Origin of the sequence: Mangrovimonas sp. ST2L15 (assembly GCF_001280515.1) — a bacterium.
Classification (GTDB): domain Bacteria; phylum Bacteroidota; class Bacteroidia; order Flavobacteriales; family Flavobacteriaceae; genus Mangrovimonas; species Mangrovimonas futianensis.
This window is the reverse complement of the sequence record NZ_LBIQ01000035.1, coordinates 141,702-168,391: the sequence shown is the minus strand read 5'-3', so window position 1 is coordinate 168,391 and position 26,690 is coordinate 141,702. Positions and strand designations below refer to the sequence as shown.

General features: G+C 35.6%; 22 protein-coding genes. 4 read left to right on the top strand and 18 right to left on the bottom strand.

Going from position 1 to position 26,690, the window contains the following annotated elements; translation table 11 throughout:
- Positions 1 to 12: 12 nt before the first annotated feature.
- The 10 genes from ZA07_RS13790 to ZA07_RS13750 all read right to left on the bottom strand — a co-directional run bounded on the left by ZA07_RS13790 (position 13) and on the right by ZA07_RS13750 (position 14,271).
- On the bottom strand, positions 13 to 1,635 hold the full coding sequence (locus tag ZA07_RS13790) for a sodium:alanine symporter family protein (RefSeq protein WP_053972353.1): 1,623 nt from the start codon (positions 1,633 to 1,635) through the stop codon (positions 13 to 15).
- Between the two features lie 99 nt (positions 1,636 to 1,734).
- Positions 1,735 to 2,709 carry a TrkA family potassium uptake protein gene (locus ZA07_RS13785; protein ID WP_231628687.1) on the bottom strand — a complete coding sequence of 325 codons (975 nt, stop codon included), beginning with the start codon at positions 2,707 to 2,709 and terminating at the stop codon, positions 1,735 to 1,737.
- A gap of 50 nt (positions 2,710 to 2,759) precedes the next feature.
- Positions 2,760 to 2,987, bottom strand: coding sequence for a PspC domain-containing protein (locus ZA07_RS15930; protein WP_082316613.1), 228 nt, complete (start codon positions 2,985 to 2,987; stop codon positions 2,760 to 2,762).
- Between the two features lie 74 nt (positions 2,988 to 3,061).
- Entirely contained in the window at positions 3,062 to 4,333 is a 1,272-nt protein-coding gene (locus ZA07_RS13780; protein WP_053972351.1) for a DUF2851 family protein, read from the bottom strand.
- Between the two features lie 65 nt (positions 4,334 to 4,398).
- Positions 4,399 to 5,580, bottom strand: coding sequence for an acetate/propionate family kinase (locus tag ZA07_RS13775; RefSeq protein ID WP_053972350.1), 1,182 nt, complete (start codon positions 5,578 to 5,580; stop codon positions 4,399 to 4,401).
- A 53-nt stretch (positions 5,581 to 5,633) separates the two neighbouring features.
- Complete coding sequence (pta, locus tag ZA07_RS13770) at positions 5,634 to 7,721, bottom strand: phosphate acetyltransferase (protein ID WP_053972349.1); 2,088 nt, start codon at positions 7,719 to 7,721, stop codon at positions 5,634 to 5,636.
- Positions 7,722 to 7,936: 215 nt separating this feature from the next.
- Positions 7,937 to 9,391, bottom strand: a complete 1,455-nt coding sequence (locus ZA07_RS13765; protein ID WP_053972348.1) for a TolC family protein — start codon at positions 9,389 to 9,391, stop codon at positions 7,937 to 7,939.
- Positions 9,381 to 12,626, bottom strand: coding sequence for an efflux RND transporter permease subunit (locus tag ZA07_RS13760; protein WP_053972347.1), 3,246 nt, complete (start codon positions 12,624 to 12,626; stop codon positions 9,381 to 9,383). Before ZA07_RS13760 ends, ZA07_RS13765 begins: the two co-directional genes overlap by 11 nt.
- 21 nt (positions 12,627 to 12,647) lie before the next feature.
- On the bottom strand, positions 12,648 to 13,733 hold the full coding sequence (locus tag ZA07_RS13755; RefSeq protein WP_053972346.1) for an efflux RND transporter periplasmic adaptor subunit: 1,086 nt from the start codon (positions 13,731 to 13,733) through the stop codon (positions 12,648 to 12,650).
- 127 nt (positions 13,734 to 13,860) lie between these two features.
- Entirely contained in the window at positions 13,861 to 14,271 is a 411-nt protein-coding gene (locus ZA07_RS13750) for a hypothetical protein (protein ID WP_053972345.1), read from the bottom strand.
- 396 nt (positions 14,272 to 14,667) lie between these two features.
- Here ZA07_RS13750 and ZA07_RS13745 point away from each other — a divergent pair, with 396 nt between their 5' ends.
- From ZA07_RS13745 to ZA07_RS13735, 3 genes are all read left to right on the top strand, one after another.
- On the top strand, positions 14,668 to 15,120 hold the full coding sequence (locus ZA07_RS13745) for a hypothetical protein (RefSeq protein ID WP_157492156.1): 453 nt from the start codon (positions 14,668 to 14,670) through the stop codon (positions 15,118 to 15,120).
- Positions 15,121 to 15,283: 163 nt separating this feature from the next.
- Complete coding sequence (locus tag ZA07_RS13740; protein WP_053972343.1) at positions 15,284 to 16,372, top strand: acyltransferase; 1,089 nt, start codon at positions 15,284 to 15,286, stop codon at positions 16,370 to 16,372.
- Positions 16,373 to 16,497: 125 nt separating this feature from the next.
- Positions 16,498 to 16,815: an antibiotic biosynthesis monooxygenase gene (locus ZA07_RS13735; protein WP_053972342.1), complete on the top strand. Its 318-nt coding sequence runs from the start codon at positions 16,498 to 16,500 to the stop codon at positions 16,813 to 16,815.
- Here ZA07_RS13735 and ZA07_RS13730 read toward each other — a convergent pair.
- From ZA07_RS13730 to ZA07_RS13720, 3 genes are all read right to left on the bottom strand, one after another.
- On the bottom strand, positions 16,799 to 17,710 hold the full coding sequence (locus ZA07_RS13730; RefSeq protein WP_053972341.1) for a YihY/virulence factor BrkB family protein: 912 nt from the start codon (positions 17,708 to 17,710) through the stop codon (positions 16,799 to 16,801). The two genes, ZA07_RS13735 and ZA07_RS13730, sit on opposite strands and share 17 nt — an antisense overlap.
- A 103-nt stretch (positions 17,711 to 17,813) precedes the next feature.
- A complete protein-coding gene (locus ZA07_RS13725) occupies positions 17,814 to 18,797 on the bottom strand; it encodes a PLP-dependent cysteine synthase family protein (RefSeq protein WP_053972340.1) in 984 nt (327 codons plus the stop codon).
- 71 nt (positions 18,798 to 18,868) lie between these two features.
- Positions 18,869 to 20,104, bottom strand: a complete 1,236-nt coding sequence (locus tag ZA07_RS13720; RefSeq protein WP_053972569.1) for an ABC transporter permease — start codon at positions 20,102 to 20,104, stop codon at positions 18,869 to 18,871.
- A gap of 3 nt (positions 20,105 to 20,107) precedes the next feature.
- Here ZA07_RS13720 and ZA07_RS13715 point away from each other — a divergent pair, with 3 nt between their 5' ends.
- Positions 20,108 to 21,352 carry an exo-beta-N-acetylmuramidase NamZ domain-containing protein gene (locus ZA07_RS13715; protein WP_053972339.1) on the top strand — a complete coding sequence of 415 codons (1,245 nt, stop codon included), beginning with the start codon at positions 20,108 to 20,110 and terminating at the stop codon, positions 21,350 to 21,352.
- Positions 21,353 to 21,398: 46 nt separating this feature from the next.
- Here ZA07_RS13715 and ZA07_RS13710 read toward each other — a convergent pair whose 3' ends face one another.
- From ZA07_RS13710 to ZA07_RS13690, 5 genes are all read right to left on the bottom strand, one after another.
- The gene (locus tag ZA07_RS13710; protein WP_053972338.1) at positions 21,399 to 22,619 is read right to left on the bottom strand and encodes a porin family protein; all 1,221 of its coding nucleotides are present in this window, start codon (positions 22,617 to 22,619) and stop codon (positions 21,399 to 21,401) included.
- Between the two features lie 25 nt (positions 22,620 to 22,644).
- Positions 22,645 to 23,868, bottom strand: a complete 1,224-nt coding sequence (locus ZA07_RS13705; protein ID WP_053972337.1) for an outer membrane beta-barrel protein — start codon at positions 23,866 to 23,868, stop codon at positions 22,645 to 22,647.
- Between the two features lie 216 nt (positions 23,869 to 24,084).
- Positions 24,085 to 24,909, bottom strand: coding sequence for a glycerophosphodiester phosphodiesterase (locus ZA07_RS13700; RefSeq protein ID WP_053972568.1), 825 nt, complete (start codon positions 24,907 to 24,909; stop codon positions 24,085 to 24,087).
- A gap of 34 nt (positions 24,910 to 24,943) precedes the next feature.
- On the bottom strand, positions 24,944 to 25,789 hold the full coding sequence (locus ZA07_RS13695) for a sterol desaturase family protein (RefSeq protein WP_053972336.1): 846 nt from the start codon (positions 25,787 to 25,789) through the stop codon (positions 24,944 to 24,946).
- Between the two features lies 1 nt (position 25,790).
- Positions 25,791 to 26,687, bottom strand: a complete 897-nt coding sequence (locus ZA07_RS13690) for a hypothetical protein (protein WP_157492155.1) — start codon at positions 26,685 to 26,687, stop codon at positions 25,791 to 25,793.
- Positions 26,688 to 26,690: the final 3 nt, after the last annotated feature.

The window sequence follows — 26,690 nt, the reverse complement described above, 5'->3', positions numbered from 1 at the left end:
ATTTTAAAAAAATTACATGTGCTTAGTCAAATCTTCAGCCCCTTCATCCAAGGCCTCATGTTTCACATTAATAGCCTTCATATATTTCCTTAATTCTTTGCTAATGATTGGAGATAAAATGACAACCCCAATAATATTAGGTACTACCATGGCAAAAATCATAGCATCTGAAAAGTCAATAACCGCTCCTAAACTAATTGAGGAACCTAATACCACGAATATCAAGAAAAGTATTTTATAAACTAGATCACTTACTTTTCCTTTTCCGAATAAATATACCCATCCTTGCATTCCATAATAAGACCATGAAATCATAGTTGAAAAGGCAAATAAAATAACTGCAATGGTCAAAATAATAGAGAAATGCGGGATAACAGAATCAAACGCAGTTGCTGTTAGCTCTACCCCTTCCTTAATAGGAACACCATATTCCATAAATCCGCCTTCATAATTGGTGATAATGATTACCAATGCTGTCATAGTACAAATCACTACAGTATCAACAAAAGGCTCTAATAACGCTACTATTCCTTCAGATGCTGGGTATTTGGTACGAACAGCAGAGTGAGCAATTGCAGCAGAACCAACGCCTGCTTCATTAGAGAATGCCCCTCTTCTAATACCTTGAATCATAACTCCTACTAAACCTCCCGCAATTCCTAATCCTGAAAAAGCACCTTCAAAAATCAATCCGAAAGCATCACCAATATGCTTGTAGTTAGCTCCTAAAATAATTAGTGAAGCCAAAACGTAAATTCCAGCCATAAAAGGAACTATTTTCTCAGTAACCGAAGCAATCCTTTTAATACCACCTATAATTACCACGGCTACGATAACCGCCATAACCATACCGAAATACATTCCAGCATTATCACTTTGAAAATCAAATAATTTGGTGAATTGTGCTGCAGCTTGATTGGCTTGGAACATATTACCTCCTCCAAAAGAGCCTCCAATCACAAAAATGGCAAAAATAACGGCCAGCACTTTTCCTATTCCCCCCATTCCTTTCTCTCTGAATCCTTTTGTTAGGTAGTACATTGGTCCTCCATAGACTGTTCCGTCTTCACCTACATCTCTATACTTGACACCAAGGGTACATTCAGCAAACTTAGAAGCCATACCTAAAAGTCCGGCAACAATCATCCAAAAAGTAGCCCCAGGACCACCAATCGATAATGCTACGGCAACACCAGCAATATTTCCCAATCCAACGGTTGCGGAAAGAGCAGCTGTTAAAGCTTGAAAGTGAGAAACCTCACCATGGGCACTATCATCTCGTAAGGTCTCAATGATATTATGATCTTCATTTGGTGTTTGATCACCATATAGTGTATCGGCACCATGCTTTTCAATATCCTCATATTTCCCTTGCACCACACGTAAAGCCGTTCTAAACCCAGTAATGTTGATGAACTTAAAATAAATAGTAAAGAATATTGCACCTCCTATCAAAACAATTAAAACCCATGGAATTTGGTAATTTTCAGAAAAAGGAATTTCATAAAAAATACCTTCAACAAACCAGCCAGTATACTCCTTGAAAATTCTATCAAATTTTTCAGAGGCCGATTCTTGGGCAAAGGTGATAAGGGGTAAAATCAAAGTAAAAATTGTAAGAAGATATCTTCTCATGCTATTTTAAGTTTTAGTTAGATTTATATTTCTTTTTTGTAAAGGGCGACAAGATGCAAAAAAAAATGCAGTTATTAAAACATTGATTGTTAAAAACCCTTAGCTCAAGTTGAATTCAGAATTGAGCTTTTGGATCTGCTCTGGCCTTCCCAAAACGATAATTTTTGAGTTGGGAACTAGATTAATATCAGCATCTGGATTAACTATATATTCTCCTTCTGGACTTTTAAAACCAATCACATTACATCCTGTCTTTTTCCTTAGGTCTAAATCTCGAATGGTTTTTACAGTACTGGTATCATAAAGTTTTTCAACCTCTACTTCCTCGATGTTGATATTGGACTTTCCTACAATAGAAAGGTTATCTATAAATTCTATTAAATCTGGAATAACTACTAAAGAAGCCATATGGTCGCCACCAATTCGGTCTGGTAAAATAACGTTATTAGCACCCGCAAATTTCAACTTTTCATAGGAAGTTTCTTGGGACGCTCTACTAATAATTGTCAACTTACTGTTTATTTGTCTAGCAGAAAGAACCACAAATACATTATCTGCATCATTTGGCAAAGCGGAAATCAATGTGCTCGCTCTTTCAATTCCAGCTTCCTTTAATACATCATCTTCATTGGCATTTCCATTGACATACAAAATGTTCTCTTCATCCAATTTCTGTAAAAGTTCCTTATTTCTCTCAACCACCACAAACTGCTTTTTATAAGCCTTTAATTTTCGTGCTGCCTGACTCCCATTGCGACCATATCCACAAATGATAATATGGTTATTAAGCGCTTCCATTTCCTTTTGCATCTTTTTGATCTTTAAATCTTCATAGTTATTTCTACTTAAAATGTATTCCGTAATCACGCTTATGGCATAACCCACAATAATGACACTCGTTAAAATTAAAATGATGGTGAAAATTTTCGAGGCATCATCCAAAGGCTGGACTTCACTGAAACCTACTGTGGTCATAGTAATGACCGTCATGTAAAGGGCGTTTATCCAAGAATAACCGGACAGAATTTTAAACCCTACCACCCCAGTCCCGACCAATAATGCTAGCAGGAACATCGCTGTGTAGATTTTAGATCTAAAAATTCTAAAAAAAGCTACTCTGGAAATCATAGATCGAAAACAGATGAACGCTTTGTATAAACCAAATCTTTAATACGCATCCAAAATGCGATGAACAAATACAAAGCAAAACCAAACCCTAAGGTTACAAATGTCAAGTACATAAAGGAAGTCCTAACCACCTTAGCCCTAATCCCCAATCTATCTGCAATTCGCTGACATACATGATACCCCCGTTTCTGGAAATAAAGTAAGCTATTGTAAAATATATTCATACCGCAAGATAAACATTTATTTGTACTATGAAATGTTGGTTTGCTCAAGATATCCTGAACCAAACCTTAATAAATCATTTAACTATCAATGCATTTCCTATGGCACATTGAAGGCATTTATTTTTATCACAATATTCTGTTTTCAGCTGCAGTAACCCTTGGGTTTGCAAAGAAGAAAAACCCACTTTTTTTAGTTGATCAAAAGCTTGGACTATATGATTTTTTTCAGGTTTAATTTCATGGGCCAATTGAAACAAATCCTCGGAAGGATCTTTTCCTAAAGATTGGTAATATGCAAATTTAAGAGGGATTATAGTATTGATCAAAAGCAAGTCAACAAACGACTTGCTCATTATCTTTTTGGACGTTTTGGATTCCTTTCCAAAACTATAATGAGAGTCCCAATAAGGAGAGGTCGATTTACGCAACAATTTATAAAATACCTCCTTTTTGTTAAGGTCCATCAATTGAGAAAACAAATGTTCCTCTTCATGATATAACGTGGCTAGCTGTGACAATCGCAAAGTTGGAAAATTTTGAGGTCTCAATCGAAAAAACTGAATGGGCAAAACTCCTTGATTAGACAACTGAAACTTTTGTTTCAAAAATTGATATTCCTTATTAAGGCTTTTAAAATAACCATCCTCCTGTTCGCCATCCAATAAACCAGCTTGCCCAAACAGTAATGCTTCAGTGGCCATTTGATTGGATCGTACCTTTCTTACCACATTAAAATCCAATGATTCTGCTAAACTTTGAAAAGCCTCTCCATTAACCTTAAGGCCAAAGTTCTTTGCTAGTAAAACAAATAAAACGGCCTCCCAATTGTTCTTTGTCTTTTCTAGAAGTTTAAATACGGTTTGAGATTTTCTATCCAACCTTTCAACAAACAAGCGCTCCAACCAATTATTAATTGTAAATCCATGAACCTCGGAAAAATGGGTTTCACAATTAATCCATTTATCCTGCTTTGAAAAAAGCTCACGATATCCTGCTACAGTTCTTTCATCTAAGTAAGGTTTCAACTCCACGGTTGGTAACGTTGAATTATCACTACGGAAGACCTCAGTGTCATGTTGATAAACCACATGCAGAATCACATTATTATAGGCGGGGTCATTTTCATGATTATGCTGAAACCAGTCACTGGAATTCATATGAATTTCCACATTTCCAGCCCAAAGCTGGTCCCCTATTTTAATTTGAGCATTAAAAAAATCTGGACCAGAATTATGGTTATGGGTTCCTACATTCCAAATTTCAACAGGCTCATATTGGGTTGTTTCCAATTGCTCCTGATGAAATTTTTTATGTTTCCAGATAAAATGTAGAAAATCCTCTTGCATGGATTAAATTTAGCAGATATTAATCTCAAATGCAATAAATTAAAAATCCTCTTTTAGGATTGCAGTTATATTAAACTGTAAACTTGTCTAGCAATTTCCAATTCTTCATTTGTTGGGACAACCAGAATAGAAACTCGAGAATCTTGACCATGAATTGTCCTAACCTCTCTAGATCTTTTTTCATTCTTATCCAAATCCAATTGAATTCCCAGATAATCCATATCCCTACAAACCAAAGACCTCAACATAGAACTGTTTTCACCTATTCCCGCTGTAAACACAATGGCATCGAGACCGTTCATAGCAGCTGCATAACTACCTATGTACTTTTTAATTCGATACGCATTCATTTCTAATGCCAATTGACAATTTTTATTTCCTTTTTCAGCCTCGGATTCTATATCTCTCAAATCACTAAACCCTGTCAGACCCAACATGCCACTCTTTTTGTTGAGTAATTCATTAATTTCTTTAGAGGAATACCCATACTTATCAATCAAATAGAATATTACCGATTGGTCAATATCTCCAGAGCGTGTCCCCATGATCAACCCATTCATAGGTCCAAAACCTAATGAATGATCGATACAGATTCCATCTTTCACGGCTGATATGCTACAGCCATTTCCTAAGTGCACGGTTACCAATTTGGAGTTTTTTAGTTCCAACACTTCATTTGCTTTCTCTGAAACATATTTATGGCTCGTTCCATGGAACCCATAAAGTCTGATTTTTTTCTCGTAAAACTCGTTGGGAATGGCATATTTGTGTGCCTTTTCAGGAATAGTGGTATGAAAAGCGGTATCGAAAATAGCCAATTGTTTCGCGGATGGGAAAATTTCCTCTGCTACCTCAATTCCTTTAAAATTGGGAACATTATGCAAGGGAGCCAATGAAAATAGATCTTTTATTTTATCCTTTACCTCTTGATTCACAAAGGTTGTTTTGGTGAAATTTGCTCCACCATGAACCACCCTGTGTCCAACAGCATCTATATCATCCTTATTTTCAACGACTCCATTTTCCTTATCCAATAATAGTTGGGAAAGAATATTTAAGGCTTGGGTATGATCAGAAACATTTTCTTCCTTTTCGATAGAAAACGATTCCGATTCATATTTTATATTTGATTGCTCCAGTCCTATTCTATCTACCATTCCAGAAGCTAAAACCTCTTCGTTAGGCATTTGCAATAATTGAAATTTGATTGAAGAACTTCCGGAGTTTATTACTAAAATTTGTTTCATTTGATATCCATCAACAATATTAATACTATAGTTTTAGATCTTGGCAAAACCAATTATAATTGAGCCTGAATAGCAGTTATAATAATGGTATTGTATACATCATCAACTGTACATCCTCTACTTAAATCGTTTACAGGTTTATTTAGACCTTGAAGCATGGGACCTATTGCCAGCGCACCTGTTTCTCTTTGTACCGCTTTATAGGTATTATTCCCTGTATTTAAATCAGGAAATATCAATACATTGGCTTGACCAGCCACCTCAGAATCTGGCATTTTGCTTTTTCCAACAGCCATATCTACTGCGGCATCATATTGAATAGGGCCTTCTATTTTTAGATCTGGTCTTTGTTTTTTCACTATTTCGGTCGCTTCGCGCACTCGGTCCACATCTTCTCCTTTCCCTGAAGTACCTGAAGAATAGGACAACATGGCAATCTTCGGTTCAATACCAAATGTTTTACTACTTTCTGCCGATGTAATAGCAATTTCAGCTAATTCAGCAGCAGTAGGATTTGGGTTAATGGCACAATCTCCAAAAATGGAAACTCGATCTTCCAAACACATAAAGAAAATGGAAGATACCACAGAAACACCAGGCTTAGTTTTAATAAATTGAAGTGCTGGCCTAATGGTATGCTGTGTAGTATGTGCTGCTCCAGATACCATACCGTCGGCATGTCCTTTGTAAATCATCATGGTTCCAAAATAGGAAACATCACTCATCCAATCCCTGGCGATATCCATATTGACATTTTTATGCTTTCTCAATTCATAAAACGTAGAAACATAATCTTCAAAATAATCGCTTTCAACTGGATTGATAATAGAAACTGTATTTAAATCCAATGGAATTCCATGGAGCATGACTAATTCTTCAATTTTATCCTTTTCTCCCAACAAGGTTAAATCAACCAAGTTTAAACCTGATAGTCTTGCCGCCGCTTGAAGAATACGTACGTCATTACCCTCAGGTAAAACAATATGTTTTTTCGTTTTTTGGGCTCTTTGCAACAATCCATATTGGAACATTCTAGGTGTCATTCCTATAGGCTTGAAATTGATTAATTTTTCAACCATGGGATCTATGGGAACATATTTTTCAAAGGCATTAAGACAAGTCTCTATCTTTTGAGAACTACTGGCATAAATTCTTGATTTTATTTGACCTATTTTATTCGTCACAGAAAATGTTCCTCCTTTAACAGAAATGATGGGAACAATTTGAGACAATCCCTCTATTAATTTCAAAATAGGCTCTTCAGGAATCAACCCTCCAGTCAACACGATTCCGGAAACTCTCGGGTAACTAGCAGAAATATTGGCTTGAAGTGCGCCCAAAATTATATCTGCACGATCCCCCGGAGTGATCACCAAGGCATCTTCCCTGAGAAATGTCAAATAATTTCTTAATTGCATTGCCCCAACCGCATAACTTCCTGTTTGATTATTAAGATATCCTTCTCCAAACAACACCGTTCCTTCTAGCTCATCTATTACCTCTTTAATTGTTGGGTTGGCCAAAGTTGGAATTTCTGGGATGGCATAAACTGCTACATCACTACCAAAAAATGCCTGAAGTTCCTTCTTTGTAGGTTTTAAATTGTCCTGCGAAACTTTATTGGCAATTACTCCCAGCACAGGCACCTCTTTTTGAGAGAATGATTGAAAGGCCATTTCCAAACCGTTTAACATCTCAGCTTGCGATTTATCTTGACCACTCCCAATTATAATAGCAGGAATTCTAAGATTTTTAGCCATTAACACATTAAAATCAAACTCAAACACCGTACCGTCAACCAAAAAGTCACTGCCCTCGACCAAAACGAAGTCAAAATCGTTTTCAAGTTGCTTGTATTTGTGAATGATTAAATCTAAAACCTGTCCAGACTTTCCTTGGTTAAGCATTTGTACCAATTGCGGTCTGGTGTAAGCATAAGCCTGCTCATAATCCAATTTTAAGTCAAAATTGGACAAAACCGTATCAAGATGGTTATCAACTCCGGTTTTATGGGTATCTATAATCGGTCTGAAATAAGCAACTCTAGCTACTTTTCCCAAAAGCGAATTCATTAGACCTAATGTAATCAGCGACTTACCACTATGAGATTCCATAGTGGCAACATATAGTCCTTTATTCATGATTAATTTTGTTGTATTAATTTTCAGATACTTCTGATAATGAACGAGTAAAGGTAGAACTTTAATAGTTAAATTTACTGATGTTTGTCATACTTTTGCTTGTAAAATTTGATAAGCAAGTAGGAAAAATTGCAACTTTTCAGGTATTTTCCTTCAAAAAAAAACCACTCCAAAATTTTGGAATGGCCTTAAAATTAAAACGACTGATCACACCATTACTGCCAACCGCCACCTAAATTTCTATATAGGGTAACTCGAGCCAATAATTGTTCTTTTTTGGTTTCTACCAGTTCAATTCTAGATTCCAATGCATCTCTTTGAGTTAACAGAACTTCCATATAATCTGCCCTTGCTGATTTAAACAGTTTATTGGTAATATCTATAGATTGGTTTAAAGCATCTACTTGATTCTCTTTGAGCTCATAGCTCTTTTTTAAATTGTCGATTTTAGACATTTCAGTCACCACTTCTATATAGGCATTTAAAATGGTCCTTTCATACTCAAAAATGGCTTGAATTTGCTTGTCGTTGGCATTGAAATATTCAGCTTTAATAGCATTTCTATTGATTACAGGTGCCACCATATCACCCACCACTGAATACAATAGAGAAGCCGGGGATGTAGTCAAATATTTTAGGTTAAAAGACTCAAATCCCACACCTGCTTTAATAGTGAAAGAAGGATAAAAATTAGCTTTAGCCACTTTGACATCCAACTTGGCTGCAGCCAATTCATATTCCGCCTTTCTAATATCGGGTCTATTATTGAGTAATTGCGAAGGCACACCCGAGAACAAAGTATCCAATTCCTTTTCTACAAACACATCAGAATTTCGAGCAATGTGTTGTGGCGTTCTTCCTATGAGAAAGTTGATTCTATTTTCGGTCTCTACAATTTCTTGTTTGACTGAAAATAGTTCACTTCGGTTCTTATAAACCTCGGCCTGCAATCTTTGCACTCCCAATTCTGTAGCCCGAGCCGCCTGTTTTTGAAGCTCAACTGTTTTTAAGGCGTCGTTTTGAAGTTTTAGGTTTTGCTGAATAATCCCAAGCTTATTGTCCAGAGCTTCCAACTCGTAATAGGAGTCAGCGATTTCGGAAATCAAATTGGTAACCATAAAGTTTTTTCCTTCAACAGTGGCCAAATAATCCATCATAGCGGCCTTTTTGGAATTTCGTAGCTTTTTCCACACATCCAATTCCCATGTAGCAAACGCACCAACTTGATAATTTGGAAGTGGTTCTGGAAATTCCTCACCCGGTCTAATGTCGGTATTGGCATCATTAGCTCCTTGACTTGTGTATCTACCAACTTTCTCAACCTCTCCGGCTGCCTGAATTCCAACAAAAGGTAAGTACTCTCCTTTCCTAGCTCTAATTTCATTTTTAGACATATCCACCTGCATCATTAATATATTTAACTCTTGGTTGTTCACCAAGGCTGTATCAATAAGTGCTATTAATTGATCGTCATTAAAAAAGCTTTTCCAATTAATGGTAGCTACATTTGTGGTATCTCCAGAAATTTCTTCCTGATAACTTTGGGGAAGTGAGGTGTTCTCTTCCCTTAATTCCTTTGTAGGAACACAACTATAAAATAATAGTATCGCTAACCCCAAAAGACTCCAAGATTGAGGTATATTATATTTAAAGATTAAGTTACTTTTCATTTTTTCGATTCTTCATTAATTTTTTCAATTGCTTATTCATCTCATTTAATTTCTGTCTTAAGCCACTTTGCTCCTCTCCATGTCTCATAAATTCCTCTGACATAGGCTCAAGATTTTCGTCCTTGATTAAGCTTCTGCCTTCAGCCATTTTTCCAAAAATGAAATACAATCCAGGAATTACCAAAACCCCAAATACGGTTCCAATCAACATGCCTCCTAAAGATGAACCTCCAATGGTTCTATTTCCAATAGCTCCTGCACCTGAGGCTAGAACCAAAGGAATCAAACCGGCAATGAAAGCAAATGAGGTCATTAAAATAGGTCTGAACCTCATCTTTGCTCCTGCAATTGCTGACTCAAGGATGCTAGCTCCTTGCCTATTTTTTTGCACCGCAAACTCGACAATCAACACCGCATTCTTACTTAATAATCCCACCAGCATAATCATCCCAATCTGGGCATAGACATCATTGGAAAGTCCCATAAGTTTTAGCATTAAAAAGGAACCAAAAACCCCAATGGGTAAGGATAAAAGCACCGCAAAAGGCAACAAAAAACTTTCGTATTGGGCAGCCAAAACAAAATAAACAAAAATGAGAACCACTATAAAGACATAAAGGGCATCATTACCTCGTTGTGCTTCATCATAGGACAATCCTTCCCAAGCAATATCATAACCTCTTGGTAATGTTTCCTTCGCTACTTCTTGAATCGCCTTTATCGCATCATCACTCGTATAACCTTTGGCTGGCAACCCTCTAATTGCAGCCGAATTGTATAAATTATAACGCGTTATTTCGTTAGGTCCCAGCTTTTTTTCCAAAGTCATAAAAGAAGAATAAGGCACCATTTGTCCTTCTTCGTTTTTCACAAAGAGTTTTTCAAGGTCGGTAGGAAGGCTTCTGTATTCTGGAGCTGCTTGGGTATATACCTTAAAGAAGCGACCAAATTTGATAAAACCTTGCTCATAGGTACTACCAATTAAAATGTTCAAATTTTCCATGGCTTTCCCTATTGAAACACCTTTTTGCATAGCCGCCTTATTATTAATCTTCAAATCGTACTGCGGATAATTGGCTGCAAAAAAGGTAAACAGACCGCTCAACTCTTTGCGTTCTCCCAAGGCTTCCAAAAATTCGTTATTGATTCTTTCAAACTCATGGTAATCAGTGCCATTGGTTTTATCAAGCAGTCTCATAGAAAAACCTCCCGAAGACCCAAATCCAGGAACTGCAGGAGGTTCGAAATATTCAATAACCGCCCCAAGATTCTTACCTTCTTCTTCCAATTCCTCCATAATCTCATGAACCGAATGCTTCCGGTCAGACCAAGGTTTTAAGTTGATCAAACAAGTACCTGCATTAGATCCACGTCCTTCTGTCATAATCTCATAACCAGCCAAAGATGACACAGATTCCACGCCTTCTATTTCCTCACAAATGGCTTGAAGTTTACGTGCCACATCATTGGTACGTTCCAAAGTTGCACCTGGTGGGGTTTGGATAATGGCGTAGATCATCCCTTGATCTTCACTTGGGATAAATCCGGAAGGCAATATTTTATTCACCAATCCTGTTCCTACACAAAATGCAATTAGAACTCCAAAAGTAATTACCCTTCTATGCACTATATGCTTCAAAACGCCTACATAGCGCCCCGTCAACCTTTCAAAAAGTCTGTTAAAACTATCGATGAAACGATTCATTAAGGACTTTTTCCTAGGCTGCCCATGAGTATTCTTTAAAATCATAGCACACAACACAGGAGTCAAAGTCAAGGCCACAATAGCCGAAATCACTATTGAACCGGCCATAGTTATGGAAAACTGTCGATAGAATACCCCTACCGGTCCTGTCAAGAAAGAAATAGGAATAAACACGGAAACCATGACCAATGTAATAGCGATAATAGCACCACCTATTTCACCCAAAACCGCCTGAGAGGCCTTATAAGGACTAAGATGTTCTTCTTCCATTTTTATGTGGACCGCCTCCACGACCACAATGGCATCATCCACAACAATACCAATGGCCAAAACCAAGGCAAATAGGGTAATCAAATTGATGGAGAGTCCGAAAATTTGCATGATAAAAAATGCCCCTACCAAGGATACTGGAACTGCAATTATCGGGATCAGGGTCGAGCGCCAATCTCCTAAAAATAGAAATACAACAATGGCCACTAAAATAAAGGCATCCCTTAAAGTATGAAGTACCTGTTCGATGGAAGCATCGAGGAAATTTGACACATCATAACTTATCTTATAGTCAATTCCTGGAGGCAAGTCTTCTTTGAGTTCCTTGAGCTTCTCCTTGACAGCATCTATGACATCACTACCATTACTTCCAAAGGTTTGCTTTAGCACAATTGATGCCGAAGGTTTTCCATCCAAATTAGAATAAATATCAAAAAACTCACTTCCCAATTCCACATCGGCAATATCTCCAAGGGTTATCATCTCCCCTTCCGCATTTGCTCTAATGATAATGTCCTTATACTGTTGTGGTTCACTATACCTATCTTGATAGGTCAACACATACTCCAAGGCCTGGGATTTTTTACCGGAACTTCGACCAATTCTACCGGGACGTGCCAAAATACTTTGGTCCTGCATTGCTTCCAGAACTTCTTCGGCTGAAATATTATAGGCTCGCATTCTGTCTGGCTTCAGCCATACCCTCATGGCAAACTTACGGCTACCTAAAATCTGGGCACTGGCAATACCGTTTATCCTCTGGATTTCAGGTACAATTCTGGTGTAAGCATAATTATAAAGGAATTTTTCATCGGTATTATCCTTCTTGCTATAAAGGTTGACATACATCAACATACTGGGCTGCACAGGAGTTATGATAACCCCTTCCCTTTGAACCAATTCAGGTAGCAAAGGCATCACCTGATCAACCCTAGTTTTCACCCGGACTACCGCATCGTTGGGATCGGTCCCTGGATCAAAAATAATTCTCACTGTTCCTTCTCCTGCACTGGTGGCATCGGAAGCGATATATCTCATACCTTGAACACCATTGATAGCCGTTTCTAACGGAATCAAGGTTGATTTCACCAACACATCGGCACTAGAACCTGGGTAGGCTATAAAAATATTTACCGTGGTTGGTGCAATTTGCGGAAACTGCGAAATGGGCAGTTGTTTTATGGCCAAGAATCCCGTAAAAACAATAATTACAGAGATGACAATGGCCAATACTGGTCTTTGGATAAACTTTTTAAACATTGTCTGATAGTTTTGGGATTTCTACTCGGCGTATATGTCTAAATGAGCTAAAACGTCATCTGCCTTTTCCAGCTGAAATTTTATTTTCTGACCATCCTTTACAAGTCGGATCCCTTCTAACAAAACTTTATCGTTTTCCTCAAGACCTTGAGTGACTTCAAACAAATTGGATAATTCGGCGCCAACCTTGACTTCTCGTTGCCTAACTACATTATCCTGATCAACAACAAAAACGAAATGTTTATCCAACACCTCAAATGTGGCTTTCTGAGGAATCAACAAGGCATGATTCAAAGCCGTTTTCATAAGAACTGTTCCTGTTTCTCCATGTCGTAAAATGCCATCAGGATTGGGGAAAGTGGCCCTAAAAGCTATATTCCCGGTCTCATTATTGAACTCACCTTCAATGGTTTCTACAATACCATTTTGATTGAACTTTTTATTGTTGGCCATGAGCAAGCTTACTTCCTTTTTTTCCTCTTTCTTGGCGCTCATGATATAATCTAAATATTCAGCTTCAGGAACATTAAAATATACCCACATCTGACTGTTATCTGAAAGGGTCGTAAGTAATTCTCCTTCTTCAAGCATACTTCCTTCTCTTACATGCAAATGATCCATGATCCCGTCAAAAGGCGCTTTAATATTGGTAAAACCTAAATGTGTTTCTGCCAGTTTCACTTCAGCTTTCGATTTTTCAAAATTGGCTTTTGCAAGTGCTAACTCATTGGGAGAAACCACTTCATTATCTGCCAAAAGCTTGGTGTTTTGATATTCAATGGAAGCCGCATCGTTTTCTGCTTTCGCTTTTTGAAGTTCAGCTTGATATATGTTTGGCATGATTTGGAACATCATCTGTCCCTTTTGGACTTTTTGTCCTTCATCTACCTTAATTTCTTGAAGGTAGCCCTTTTCCATAGCTCTCAGTTCTATATTCCTGATGGAGTGAACCTGACAAACATATTCTTTGGTGATAGATGTATCTTTGTAAATGGGATTGGTTACTTGAAAAGTGCGTTCTTCGTGCTTCTCCTCTTTGTGGGATTCGCAACCAATACTAGTAATAAACATGACCAACAGGCCCATGTAAATTGGGTATTTTTTCATAGTACAATGAAATTTAAAATGAATAAATGTTGATAAGTAGTAGCCTGACTTATTTCTAGGACAGGCTCATTTTGGGTAATGAAACGGATTCAAAAAATGGTAAATGAGATTTTACCATTGAAGATTTTCAGATTCTAAAAACTTGAAATTGGATATACTTCTTGTATACAGTCCTTGATAAGGATTCTTTTCGATCAAAAAGCGGGTTAGAATGTGCTTCTAATGTTCTTAAACAAGAAAAAGCATATAAAAAGGCAATACTTACCTGGTGGTGAAAAGAAATGGAATTGCCATTTTGATCATGACTACCTTCAACCTCCTCACTTTCCGTGATTTCAGTAAAAAACTTTTCGAAATCGAAATGACCCTGATTGTCTTTTGAAGATAAGGTCAACTGATTTGTATTGGAAGCTTCGGAAACATTTCCTATGATATCCTCTACAGAATCAACATTAAAATTGGAAGTTGCAAACAATTGGGCTATACCTCCTAAAAGGATAGCGATACCAAGCAGATATTTTGCAAAAGTTTGCCTCATGATTTCGCACAAAAGTATTTTGGGGTTTTAATATGCACAAGAAAAATTTGTTAAATTCATGATAAACCTTCGACTTAACAATATAAAGGTTAACATTTCATTTATATGACAATTTAGGGCCCTAATATTTGAATAATTACCAACAAAAATTCTCCAAAAGAGGACTTAACCCACTGACAAAGTTGATTGCTTTTATTTTTTTTAGTATCTTTAAAGGAAATAGTATTCACTTCCTGAAGAGCAATCCGTAGCATGGAATTGTATGATTTGGATTCCTTTTTGAAATTCAAACATTAGTTTTTTTATCTATCCCTAAAATTGGCCCCTAGGTTATTTGTCCCACTTCGATAATTAATGACATATTGAAGACCAATTTCTAACCTTAATTCAAACATTATGAAACGACTAGGGATTTTAATTGTACTCATTTTCGGATTTGAAATGAGTGCTATATCACAAGAAACCAGTAATACCGATCAATTACAAATTAAAGAAGCTATCGACACCTATTTTGTAACTATGTGGGAATTAGATAATGTTACCTATGTAGAAGAATTTAATCACAAAGGCCCCAACAGTTCCTCTTATTTTGAATCAGAAGTTTTAAAAAATTATAGCAAATACCATATTGACAAAATTAACCTCTTGTCTTCTAATAACGTAATAAGTAATTCACAATTGGATCAAGAAAAGGCAGAAGTCAAAGTCTATTTCGACACCTACGAAAGTGGGGGATTCTCTCATTGTGGCATGAAAATATTCAAACTCTCAAAAAGTTTAGGAGATTGGCGAATCAAATCTGTTGAATCTTTTGTACACCCAGAGGTGTGTCCTGAAATTGTAGATTAAAACATTTTTTTATTTCATAGAATTGAAAAATTAAAATGTCTATTAAGGATTTTAGCTGCTTATTGTTCTAGCTTATTCAGTCGTTGATTTTTATTAAACTGCACCATGGCCAATAAATTAAAATGATTATATTTAGCTGAATAACAACCTGCTATTAATCTAAATGCAATACATAAAACAACTTGACAGCTTACGAGCTATAGCTGTACTCTTTGTTATATTTCATCATTGGAAACCTGCCCAACATGTTAATAGATTCTCTTTAGGAGCTATGGGTGTCTATATATTTTTTGTAATTAGTGGATTTCTTATTTCCTCCATTCTTCTATTTGCCAAAAAAGATCACGAAACCAATCATACCTCAAAAAAGACCATTTTAAAAAGTTTCTACCTAAGAAGGGTTTTAAGAATATTCCCTCTATATTATTTTGCAATTACCTTAGGTTATATACTACAAAATCATATCAATCTGTATGTTGATTTTGAAAAGCTTCTTCCCTATCTCGCTACCTTTACTACCAATTATTACTTTTTATTCAACGAAACTTGGGGAGGTTTGTTCTCTCATTTTTGGTCTCTCGCTGTCGAAGAACAATTCTATTTAATTTGGCCTTGGATTTTGGTCTATTGCCACAAAAAATACCTGCCGGTGGTGATCATTATTTTCATCTTTATAGGAATTGGACACCAATATCTTTCTAATTATAAAATTGAACAAGTCGGTATCTCAACCCTTTCTTGTTTTGATGCCTTGGGTTTGGGGTCATTACTAGCCTTTTACTATGTATATCACCCTCCTACATTAATTAAATTTCAAAAAGTACTTGCTCCTTTGGGTATTATTATACTTGTATTATTCTTAATGAAATACCTATTCTTATATGGCGTAATTTTTATCCCAAATTTACCCTTAGGAACCTCAATGACCATTATGACCACTGCTCTAATCAACCACTTCATAGTTAATCATCAGAACAATAATTTTATAGAAGCTTTCTTCTTTAAAAATAAGATTCTAATTTGGATGGGGAAACTGAGTTATGGTCTGTATGTGTACCATTACTTTATTCCAGAAATATTTGGCCCTATTATTTTTGGCCAAAACACACAAACATTCAAAAATCAAAATTTTAGTTTAAATCATTCGCTGCAGTTTGTTACCTACCTCCTTATTTCTTTGTTTATTTCATTCATTTCTTATAGATTCTTAGAGCAAAGATTTTTAAAACTTAAAAACCTATTTAAATATTAGTTCTATTCTATCAAACTACTGAAGTACAAGCAAATATTAACTTTTCAAATTTATATTTAAAGTAAAAAACTTGTATCTTTATTAACATCTTATGATACCTATAAATCATTTTAAATTCATACATCATGTTTGCGGTTATCTATTCTTTCAAAGTAAAACCTGGATTGGAGTCAACCTTTGAAAGAGCATGGAATGAAGTCACAAGATTAATTAAGATGCATGAAGGGGGATTAGGTGCCGTACTGCACAAAAAATGTCAACAACACTATATTGCTTATATGCAATGGCCAGATGAGGATACTTGGCAGCTGGCTGGTAAAAACCTGCCTTTAACTTCCAATAAAATAAGGAAGTTTATGAAAGATTCTTGCAATTCCATTGAAACCTTATTCAAATTAGAGGTTTTAGATGGCGTACAAGGTTCCTTTATTCAACAACATTAATTTTAAGTAAACTCTCATTCTCATTTTCTTTCAATCCATAGGTATCGGCATATACCTTAGTGAATTGCGCTCCAAAAAAGAAAATTAAGGATGCGTAACTAGCCCATAAGAGAACTAAAACCAGTCCTCCTGCAGCTCCATAAGTAGACCCAGGATCTGATTTCCCAAAGTATAGCCCGAGTAAAAATTGGCCCAAAACAAACAAAACTGCTGTAAAAAATGCACCTATCCATACATTTTTCCATTCAATTTTACGGTCTGGCATATATCTAAACATCAAGCCAAACAAAAGAAAAATAATAGCTGATGATAGGATTCCGTCCAAGCCGTAAGCCAAATAAACCACCAAATCTGGAAAAAGAGTTCCCAAATAATCAGTAGTTGCTGATAAAACTGCCGTCAAAGCAAAACTAATCAGTAATAAAAAACCAATGACCAAAATGAACGCAAAGCTTCTTGCTCTATCTGTAATCAATTCCCAAATTTGGTTTTTAAAATGTTTTTTCGTGGATTCGACACGCCACAATTTATTCAATGAAATTTGTAGTTGATAAAAAACACCGGTAGATCCATAAATCAAGGTGGCTGACCCAATCACGGTAGACCAAATACTTTTCTTTTGATCTTGAGTATCTTCTACAATAGCCACAATTGTTTGGGCAGCATCGGCCCCCAAAGCTGATTTTATTTCATTGATCAACCCACCTCTAATTAATTCTGCACCCCAAATCCCACCAATGACATTGATAATAACTACCAACAAGCCAGGTAAAGACAATACAGCGTAATAAGCCACAACCGCACTCATTCTCCAAGGGTCTGAAGCCATCCAAGCCTTAAAGGTTTTGGCAGTTAATTTTGGTAAATGCTTGAATTTAAATTTTTGCTCAGTCATGTTAAAAGGTTGAATAGGATTCCCACTCAAACCTTGAAGCTAATCATTTTGATTTGTAAAGGAAAATTTACTCTTGTTTTTTAAAGATTCATTCAATTCAAGCCTATTCCTCCAAAAAACCCATTTTTTTCATCCAATCATTATTGAACATCTTGCCAACATACCGGCTACCGTGGTCATGAAACAATACCACCACAACATCATCTTTTGAGAAATGTTCCTTTAGCTGTAATACCCCTTTAATGGCGGCACCAGCAGAATTTCCTAAAAACATACCTTCTTCCTTAGCCAATTTTTGCGTAAAAATGGCAGCATCCTTATCGGTTACTTTGGTGAAACCATCAATGATATTGAAATCAACATTCTTTGGAAGAATATCTTCACCTATACCTTCAGTAATGTAAGGATAGATTTCATTTTCATCAAAAACCCCAGTTTCGTGATACTTTTTAAATACACTACCATAGGTATCCACTCCCCATATTTTAATATCTGGATTTTGCTCTTTTAAATATTTTCCAACACCAGAAATGGTTCCCCCAGTTCCTACACCCACCACAAAATGAGTAATTTTACCTTCTGTTTGTTTCCAAATTTCTGGACCTGTACTTTCATAATGTGCCAAAGCATTACTAGGATTATCATATTGATTGACATACCAGGAGTTAGGTGTCTCCTCAGCTAGTCTTTTAGATACTGAATAGTAACTACGAGGATCATCCGGTGCCACAGCGGTAGGGCAGACCACCACTTCTGCTCCCATAGCTCTGAGTACATCCATTTTTTCCTTGGACTGTTTATCGTTTATTACAAAAACACATTTATATCCTTTTACAATGGCAGCTAAAGCTAATCCCATACCTGTATTTCCAGAAGTACCTTCAATAATTGTTCCTCCCGGTTTTAACCTCCCATCCGCCTCAGCATCTTCAATCATCTTTAAGGCCATTCGGTCCTTAACAGAGTTTCCTGGATTAAACGTTTCATATTTGGCTAATACCAAACAAGGTAATTCCTTGGTGAGTTTATTAATTTTCACCAAAGGTGTATTACCTATGGTTTCCAAGATATTTTTAGCGTATTCCATAATGCGGTTTTGGTTGGCAAAAATAGGGAAAAGAAAAAAGTTTCATAAAAATCCATTCTTAAATCCTTGAACTATTCAAATCTAATTGCCTTGACGGGAGAAATTTTAGTGATGATTATCGAAGGTATTAAAAGCATTGCAAGACATAATAGAAATGTCCCCAAGTTAAGGGCTAAAATATATCCCAAACTCATATAAACAGGGGCTTCTGTCACATAATAGACTTCTGGATTTAAAGGAAATAGTTTTAAGTACTTTTGAGCAAATAACAATCCCAACCCAATCAGATTCCCCCAAAACAACCCTAAGACAATTAAATAGGATGCATTGTATAGAAAGATTTTACGGATGCTCCAGTTATCACTTCCCAAAGCTTTTAAAATTCCAATCATTTGTGTTCTTTCTAGAATTAGTACCAATAGAGCCGTTATCATATTAATCCCGGCAACAATAATCATAATACCAATAATTCCATAGATGTTTTTATCAAAAATCTTTATCCATTCAAAAATAGAGGGGAATTTTTCCTCAACACTATAAGTATTCAACATAGAAGGTGTGTTCTGATAGACTTCCATCATTTTCTCATTTATTTGGCTATAGTCATCCAAATAAATTTCAAAATTCCCTACTTCATTTGGCCCCCATCCATTCAATCTTTGTAAGTGACGAATATCACCAACGATATAAGTTTCATCAAATTCCTTAAATCCAGAGTTGTAAATTCCAACCACATTATAAGTAATCATGCTTGGTGGTTTATTAGGATCTTCCTTTCTGAACAGAGTTGTAATCCGGTCCCCCACTTTAAAATGCATTCTATTTGCCAAATAATCTGAAATCAACACCTCTTCATTTCTTCCCTTTGAATAATCAGGGAGACGCCCTTCAAGAAGAAACTCTTTAAAATAGTTCCAATGATAATCCTGCCCAACTCCTTTCACTATGATGGCTTCAAAGTCATCCTCTGTCCTTATAACACCAAATTTGGAAGCCACTCCTTGAATATGTTTGATACCAGAAACCGATTTGAACTCCGGATAAAAATCTTGATCTAGAGAAACAGGGACACCACTTTCTTGGGAATTGTTACTATCAAAATTGGAAATAATAAGGTGCCCATTAAACGCTGAAACCTTTTCTCTTATTTTTTGCTGAAGCCCTATCCCCGTTGCTATAGCAACAAGCATAACGATAATTCCAATGGCAATTGCCGTGATTCCTATTTTTATAATTGGAGCCGAAACGCTACTTTTATACGTTTTACTATCAATTATACGTTTAGCTGTAAAATATTCGAAATTCAAATTATGATTCACGGTTTAAAGATTCTCAAAAATACCATTTTATTCTTTGTCTTGATACTCATTTCCTGTGGAAACATTTCTAGACCAAAAGATTCTTTAAATAATCGAGAAATGTCTTCGTCTAATAACGAAATAGCGGACAAACCTATTATAGTTGGTGCCAACAGAACCGAAATTTATTTACCGGAATTAAAAGGAAAGAAAGTTGGTATAGTAGCCAACCAAACCAGTGTCATTTTTAAAAACGACCAAAGCCATACCCACCTTGTTGATTCTCTTGTTTCCTTGAACGTCTCTATTAAAGCTGTTTTTGCTCCAGAACATGGATTTAGAGGTAAGGCTGATGCAGGTGAACATATAAAAGACGGCATGGATTCAAAAACAGGCTTACCAATCATTTCTCTTTATGGCAACAATAAAAAACCAAAAGCTGAACAACTTGAAGACATTGACGTTCTTGTTTTTGACATTCAGGATGTAGGTGCTCGGTTTTACACATATATATCGACCTTACACTATGTTATGGAAGCTTGTGCTGAACTGAACATTTCTATAATTATCTTAGACCGTCCTAACCCAAACGGACATTATGTTGATGGTCCTATTTTAGAGCCCGAATTTCAAAGTTTTGTTGGAATGCATCCCATTCCAGTAGTTCATGGTATGACTATAGGTGAATATGCCCAAATGATTAATGCTGAGGGTTGGTTAAAAGATAAAATCACCTGTGATTTACTGGTAGTCCCTATGGATAATTACAATCATAAAAAATCTTATGATTTGCCAATAAAACCTTCTCCAAACCTTCCAAATGCACACGCTATTAATTTATATCCCAGCTTGTGCTTTTTTGAGGGCACTAATGTAAACGCAGGAAGAGGAACTGAAAAGCAATTTCAGGTTTTTGGTAGTCCGGATTTAAGCGCTTCCACTTTTTCCTATTCTTATACTCCTGAGCCTAATGAAGGGGCCAAACACCCCAAGCATGAAGGCAAGCTTTGCTATGGTATGGACTTATCCAATATAGAACCTTTAAATCAACTAGATTTATCTTATATCATTAAAGCCTACCAACATACAACTAATCAAGAAGCGTTTTTCAATTCTTTCTTTGATAAATTGGCTGGAACCAAAAAGTTAAAACAACAAATAATGGATGGCCTTTCAAATGAAGAAATAAGAGCCTCTTGGAAAGAAGGATTGGAAGTCTTCAGAATGAAAAGAGAAAGGTATTTGATATATCCGTAAATGAAAAAGGATGGCATCTGCCATCCTTTTTTAAAATATTATTCTACTAATTAAAGCTGTAAGACACTCTTGCATTAAAGGTATTCAACCCTGTTCTGTCTGCAAAGTTTAAAACTTTGGTATTTGCTATATATCTAATTCCAAAATTGAATTGTGATATATCAACACCCACTCCTAATTGCAGACCATAAATTACATCTCTTGCATCAAATACATAATGGTTCTCTACTTCAACATTATCCTTGCGTTGGTCAACCTCTAAAGAACCTGATAACGCATAATTAAAGCTTGGACCAGCCTCCAAGAAAGGAACAATTTTTTGATTATTAGTATTGAAACGGTATCGTACTATTAAATTTAAATAGATTGTAGATAAATCAAATTCCAGGTTTTGGTGGCTTTTATAATCTAAAGCGGGACTATAAACAAAGGAATATTCATACGAATCTTGAACAGAAAAATATCCCAACTCACCTAAAACAGACCACTTTTCAAGACTATTATTTATAAATAACTCATAAAATCCGCCTACGGTATAACTCACGGCATACTCTGGTTCAAATCCTTCAAAAACCCCACTTGTTCTTTCAAATTTTAATTTAGTCAATCCCACACCTGCAAAAACTCCGTAATTACTTTTTACTTTATTCTGCTTTTGATATGTATATTCAGTTTCTCCACAATGATTGTATTTTTCAACCACCTCAATTAAATCATCTCTTTTGTAATCCAGTGAATTACTCACTTTCAAACTTTTACAATCTGAAAACAGCAAGTTCAATTGTCCGATAAAATTTTTCTGTGGCCTCAATTTTGAATCCTTCGTCAACATTTGCCTATAATTCAACTCTCTAAAATCGTCTCCTTTCTCGACAAAATAATGACTTCTACTATCAAAATACTCATAAAGATTTATGGTCCCGCTAACAATTTGTTTCATAAAAATGTGCACATCCATGAACTCGACTGGCGTATCTGCATGCATTTTATCTAAGTTTTGTTCGGTCACATCCAATGATGTATATCGAGAAATATAGGTTTCCTGATTTACAGTAAATTCCTGAAGTAAATCTGGAGTATAAATGATATTTTCATCACCAATACGAAACTCAATTTGCTTGGGAGATCGTTTCCAGTCTTGAAAATTAATTTCCCCATTCCTAGTGGTTCCGTCCATAGTGGTTATACTTCCTGGAATAAAATTATTTTGTGCATGCAATAGCACAGTAATAAATAAAAAGCTTAAAAATGAAATTTTTGTTCTCATGTTGATTTAAAATATAAATAAGTGATTAATTAAAATTGTAGTAAGCTCTAAGCATGAAAGTTTGTATGTCACTGGAATCAGAAAAACTAAAAACTTTAGAAACAAACCCATACCTTAATTCTAGGGCAAATTTGGATATTTCCAAACCAGCTCCAAGAGATAAACCAAAGTTCATCTTCCTAGGCTCAAACTTGTAATGATTTGTTCCTTCAGACCCATCTTTTGTCTGAAATACTTCTAAATTTCCTGTTGTGAAATTTACACCAACACCTCCCCCTACAAATGGAATCAATTTTTGATTATTTGTATTGAAACGATATCTAATTAATAAATTAAGGTCTACAGAAGAAATTTGATAATCAAACTTTTGACGGTTATAATATTCAAACAATTCAAAATATATGTTTGAATATTCTCTTTTACCCTTAACAGAGAAAAATCCCAATTCTCCTAAAACCGACCATTTCTTTAAATCTTTATTGATGAATAATTCATAGAACCCGCCAAAATTGATCGACATATCATTTTCTGCATTATAATTAACAAAAGCTGATTCTGAATCATCTGTATTCAAATTTAGTTTTGTGGCTCCAACCCCAATAAATCCGCCGTAGCCGTTTTCAATTTCTCTCTTTTTTTTGTAAACATAGGTTTGGTCTCCACAATGGTTGTACTCATTTATCAATTTGACCAATTGTTCCTTTTTATAGCTCATTGATTCCTTGATACCAACATCTTTGCAATCAGAAAGCAATAAATTCAATTGGCCAATAAAGGTTTTCTGAGGTTTTAACTTCAAATTATCAGTTAACATTTCTCGATAATTCAACTCTCTAAAAACGTCATCTTTTTCAAAAAAATAGTGAGACCGATAATCAAAATATTCATAAAGATTAATGGTGCCTGCAACCAGTTGTTTTAAAAATATATGAACATCCATAAACTCAACAGGAGTTGAAGGATGCATTTTATTCAAATTTTGTTCGGTAACATCCAATGAGGTTAATCTCGAGATATAAGTTTCGTCCCCTACTGTAAATCCTAGTAATCTCTCAGGGCTAAAAGTAATGGTACCATCACCGTTTCGAAATTCTATTTGTTTTGGAGATCGTTTCCAATCTTGAAAATTAATATCTCCCTTAAGGATAGTTCCATCTAATTTTGTGATACTACCGGGAATAAAATTGTTTTGTCCATGCATAAGCACAGAAAGAAAAAATAAAAATAAAATGGTTCCTGTTTTTCTCATTCTTGTTAAAAAATATATAGTGATTAATTAAAGTTTGCTTATCTATTTGGCAAAAGATTGCCTGTTCAAATAATCTTTGAACACTGTATCTTAAAAAACTCGTAATGAATTAATTAATAAATTTTTCTAGTAAATCTCCCTGTAATGATTGCTGAGATCATATTGATGGGATAAAGTTGAAAGTTGAATCATGTAGGTTAAATATTTTTGGTTTTTTTAATTTATTAGGGCTATTAATCTATCTGGGTAATCGGTAATTATACTATTCACTTCATAAGCTATCATCCGTTCCATGTCCTCTGGATCATTAACGGTCCAGGGAATTACTAAAAATCCTTGATTTTGGTAGGCACTCACAGTTTCTTTGGACAATAGTTCAAAGTAAGGACTTAAAATTTTTGGCGTAAAACTTAGTTCTTTCAGCTTGTCTTCAATTGATTCCTTTTCATCTATCAACAGGGCGACAACCATATCAGGATCTTGTTTTTTGATTTCCTCTAGAACTCTGACATCAAAAGATTGCAAATTACAACGAGAAGCCACACCATATCTTCTAACCTCATCCAAAACTAGGCTAACAAACTCATGTGGTTTAGGAGTATATAGGTCATCAAAATCTGGTTTTGATTTGATTTCAATATTATATTTAATATTTGGATTTAAGGAATCTGATAATTTAAAGACCTCTCCTAACAATGGTTTATGGGTCTTAAAATTCCTTTGATCTGGAAACCTAGGGTGCTGTTTACTGCCGCAGTCAAATTGTTTAATTGAATCATAGGTCATTTGAAAAAAATTGTACTTCATATCCAATCTTCTTGGAATAACCTCTCCATATGAATCCAAGCAATAATAACGACTAATAAAAGGTTCGTGAGACACTACAACTTGCCGGTCTTTTGAAATGGCTAAATCTAGTTCAAGCGTGTTCACTCCCAACTCTATGGCCTTTTGAAACGCGGGCAATGTGTTTTCTGGTAGCAATCCGCGACATCCTCTATGTCCCTGAACACCGATATTTGGATTTGATTCACAACTCATAATAACCAGGGTTGTTAAAATGAAAACAAAGGATTTAATGAGATTCATTCGTTGGTAAAACCGTTGGCTTTTTATATTTCTGAAAGGGCTGAGTCAATAGATTGACTAAATTCCCATTTTCCTTTTCATTAGGGAACACATCTACCCCATAGACTAATTCATCTCTATTTAGCTCCATGTATGTACCAAAGATACGATCCCAAATGGAGAAAATATTTCCATAATTAGAATCGGTATAAGGCAACACATGGTGATGATGTACTTTATGCATATCTGGGGATACAAAAAAATAACTAATCATTTTATCCAATTTGGGCGGCATCTTTATGTTGGCATGTGTTAACTGAGTAAAAACAACTGATAGGGATTGATACATAAAAACTAGCGCTATAGGTGTTCCTACCACCAATACCCCCAATGTTGTAAACGCAAATCTAATAACACTTTCGATAGGATGGTGACGGTTTCCCGTAGTGGTATCCACATGATGGTCTGTATGATGTACTAAATGGACCATCCATAAAGGTTTAATCTTATGCTCCACAAAATGAGCCAGATAAGCTCCAAAAAAGTCCAAAAGCATTACCCCTAATAAAGCATATAACCACAAAGGCATATCGGGCAACCAATTGATTATTCCAAAGTTATTGGCTTTAACCCAATCGGCTGTTTTCAATAAAACGAAAGCCAAACTGAAATTAATCAAGATGGTTGTAAAGGTGAAAAAGAAATTTGGAAAGGCATGACGCCATTTTTTATACTTAAAATGGAATAGTGGGACGGCACTTTCCATAAGCCAAAAACAGGTAATCCCCCCAACCAGAATAAGGCTCCTGTGTAAAGATGGAATGGTTTCGAAGTAGGAAATGATTGATTCCAAACTAATTGCCTGTATGATTAATTAATTGCATGATTTTTTTTAAGTCTAACATCGACATCTTCGAGCGCCATTGAGAAGCATTATCTTCATCATTCAACATTCTGTAAGCCGAAAAGTACAAAAAAGCGAGCAATTTTTCATTGGCTTTATCCAATTCAGTTGTATCAATTCTATTCAACTGCCTTAACACCTTTTTAGGTTTATTTGTCAGTAATGAGGATTGTATTTCAAGTAGCTCAATTCGTTCCAGCATGACTTTTTTATCTTCTTCCTCGGGAATTCCGTTCAAAAATTCCAGAGCCTCCTCCAGATAAATCAAAGATAAATCGGTTACTTCTGGTCTGATATCTTCCTTAAGAAAAAAGGCAAAATCCATATACTTGGCTGCCAAATAAAATGCAGAATAAAAGTTTTTTTCCTGTCTGTAATTAATGTATTCATTTTTTATGAGTGACACATCCAACCCATATTTTCCAATGAACTTGGAAAGATTAGTCAAATAAACGTCTTCATCCATTTTGTTAAGGATGTTGCCATTGACATCCATAATTTTCATACTATCATCATTGAATTTCTGAATATAATCATAGGATCGATCCTTAATCTTGGCATACAAATCTGGGTATGCATCTTCACTTAAAACAACAGGTACAAAATGGGCCCACACAAGACTATCTATAACGGGAGAATTGTAACTGTCTTCAATAAGAACCTCTTTCCCTTGCTCGTTATAAAGTATGGCAGGTGTCTTTTGATAAAAGGCATTTTCCCAAACAACCAACAACAATTTATTCTGAAATAAGGCCAATCGTTCTGCAATCTCTAAGTTGGTCATCCAATCTTGTGATTGTCCAACAAAGCAAACCAAGAACATCAAAATTGTCAATACCTTTCTCATGGT

Coding starts and splice junctions, on each gene's coding strand:
- ZA07_RS13775 (WP_053972350.1), bottom strand. CDS start 5,580: ATGAAACAAATTTTAGTAATAAACTCCGGAAGTTCTTCAATCAAATTT.
- ZA07_RS13745 (WP_157492156.1), top strand. CDS start 14,668: ATGAAACGACTAGGGATTTTAATTGTACTCATTTTCGGATTTGAAATG.
- ZA07_RS13700 (WP_053972568.1), bottom strand. CDS start 24,909: ATGAGTTGTGAATCAAATCCAAATATCGGTGTTCAGGGACATAGAGGA.
- ZA07_RS13790 (WP_053972353.1), bottom strand. CDS start 1,635: ATGAGAAGATATCTTCTTACAATTTTTACTTTGATTTTACCCCTTATC.
- ZA07_RS13690 (WP_157492155.1), bottom strand. CDS start 26,687: ATGAGAAAGGTATTGACAATTTTGATGTTCTTGGTTTGCTTTGTTGGA.
- ZA07_RS13740 (WP_053972343.1), top strand. CDS start 15,284: ATGCAATACATAAAACAACTTGACAGCTTACGAGCTATAGCTGTACTC.
- ZA07_RS15930 (WP_082316613.1), bottom strand. CDS start 2,987: ATGAATATATTTTACAATAGCTTACTTTATTTCCAGAAACGGGGGTAT.
- ZA07_RS13705 (WP_053972337.1), bottom strand. CDS start 23,868: ATGAGAAAAACAGGAACCATTTTATTTTTATTTTTTCTTTCTGTGCTT.
- ZA07_RS13715 (WP_053972339.1), top strand. CDS start 20,108: ATGATTCACGGTTTAAAGATTCTCAAAAATACCATTTTATTCTTTGTC.
- ZA07_RS13750 (WP_053972345.1), bottom strand. CDS start 14,271: ATGAGGCAAACTTTTGCAAAATATCTGCTTGGTATCGCTATCCTTTTA.
- ZA07_RS13755 (WP_053972346.1), bottom strand. CDS start 13,733: ATGAAAAAATACCCAATTTACATGGGCCTGTTGGTCATGTTTATTACT.
- ZA07_RS13780 (WP_053972351.1), bottom strand. CDS start 4,333: ATGCAAGAGGATTTTCTACATTTTATCTGGAAACATAAAAAATTTCAT.
- ZA07_RS13765 (WP_053972348.1), bottom strand. CDS start 9,391: ATGAAAAGTAACTTAATCTTTAAATATAATATACCTCAATCTTGGAGT.
- ZA07_RS13785 (WP_231628687.1), bottom strand. CDS start 2,709: ATGTTCCTGCTAGCATTATTGGTCGGGACTGGGGTGGTAGGGTTTAAA.
- ZA07_RS13710 (WP_053972338.1), bottom strand. CDS start 22,619: ATGAGAACAAAAATTTCATTTTTAAGCTTTTTATTTATTACTGTGCTA.
- ZA07_RS13725 (WP_053972340.1), bottom strand. CDS start 18,797: ATGGAATACGCTAAAAATATCTTGGAAACCATAGGTAATACACCTTTG.
- pta (WP_053972349.1), bottom strand. CDS start 7,721: ATGAATAAAGGACTATATGTTGCCACTATGGAATCTCATAGTGGTAAG.
- ZA07_RS13730 (WP_053972341.1), bottom strand. CDS start 17,710: ATGACTGAGCAAAAATTTAAATTCAAGCATTTACCAAAATTAACTGCC.
- ZA07_RS13760 (WP_053972347.1), bottom strand. CDS start 12,626: ATGTTTAAAAAGTTTATCCAAAGACCAGTATTGGCCATTGTCATCTCT.
- ZA07_RS13735 (WP_053972342.1), top strand. CDS start 16,498: ATGTTTGCGGTTATCTATTCTTTCAAAGTAAAACCTGGATTGGAGTCA.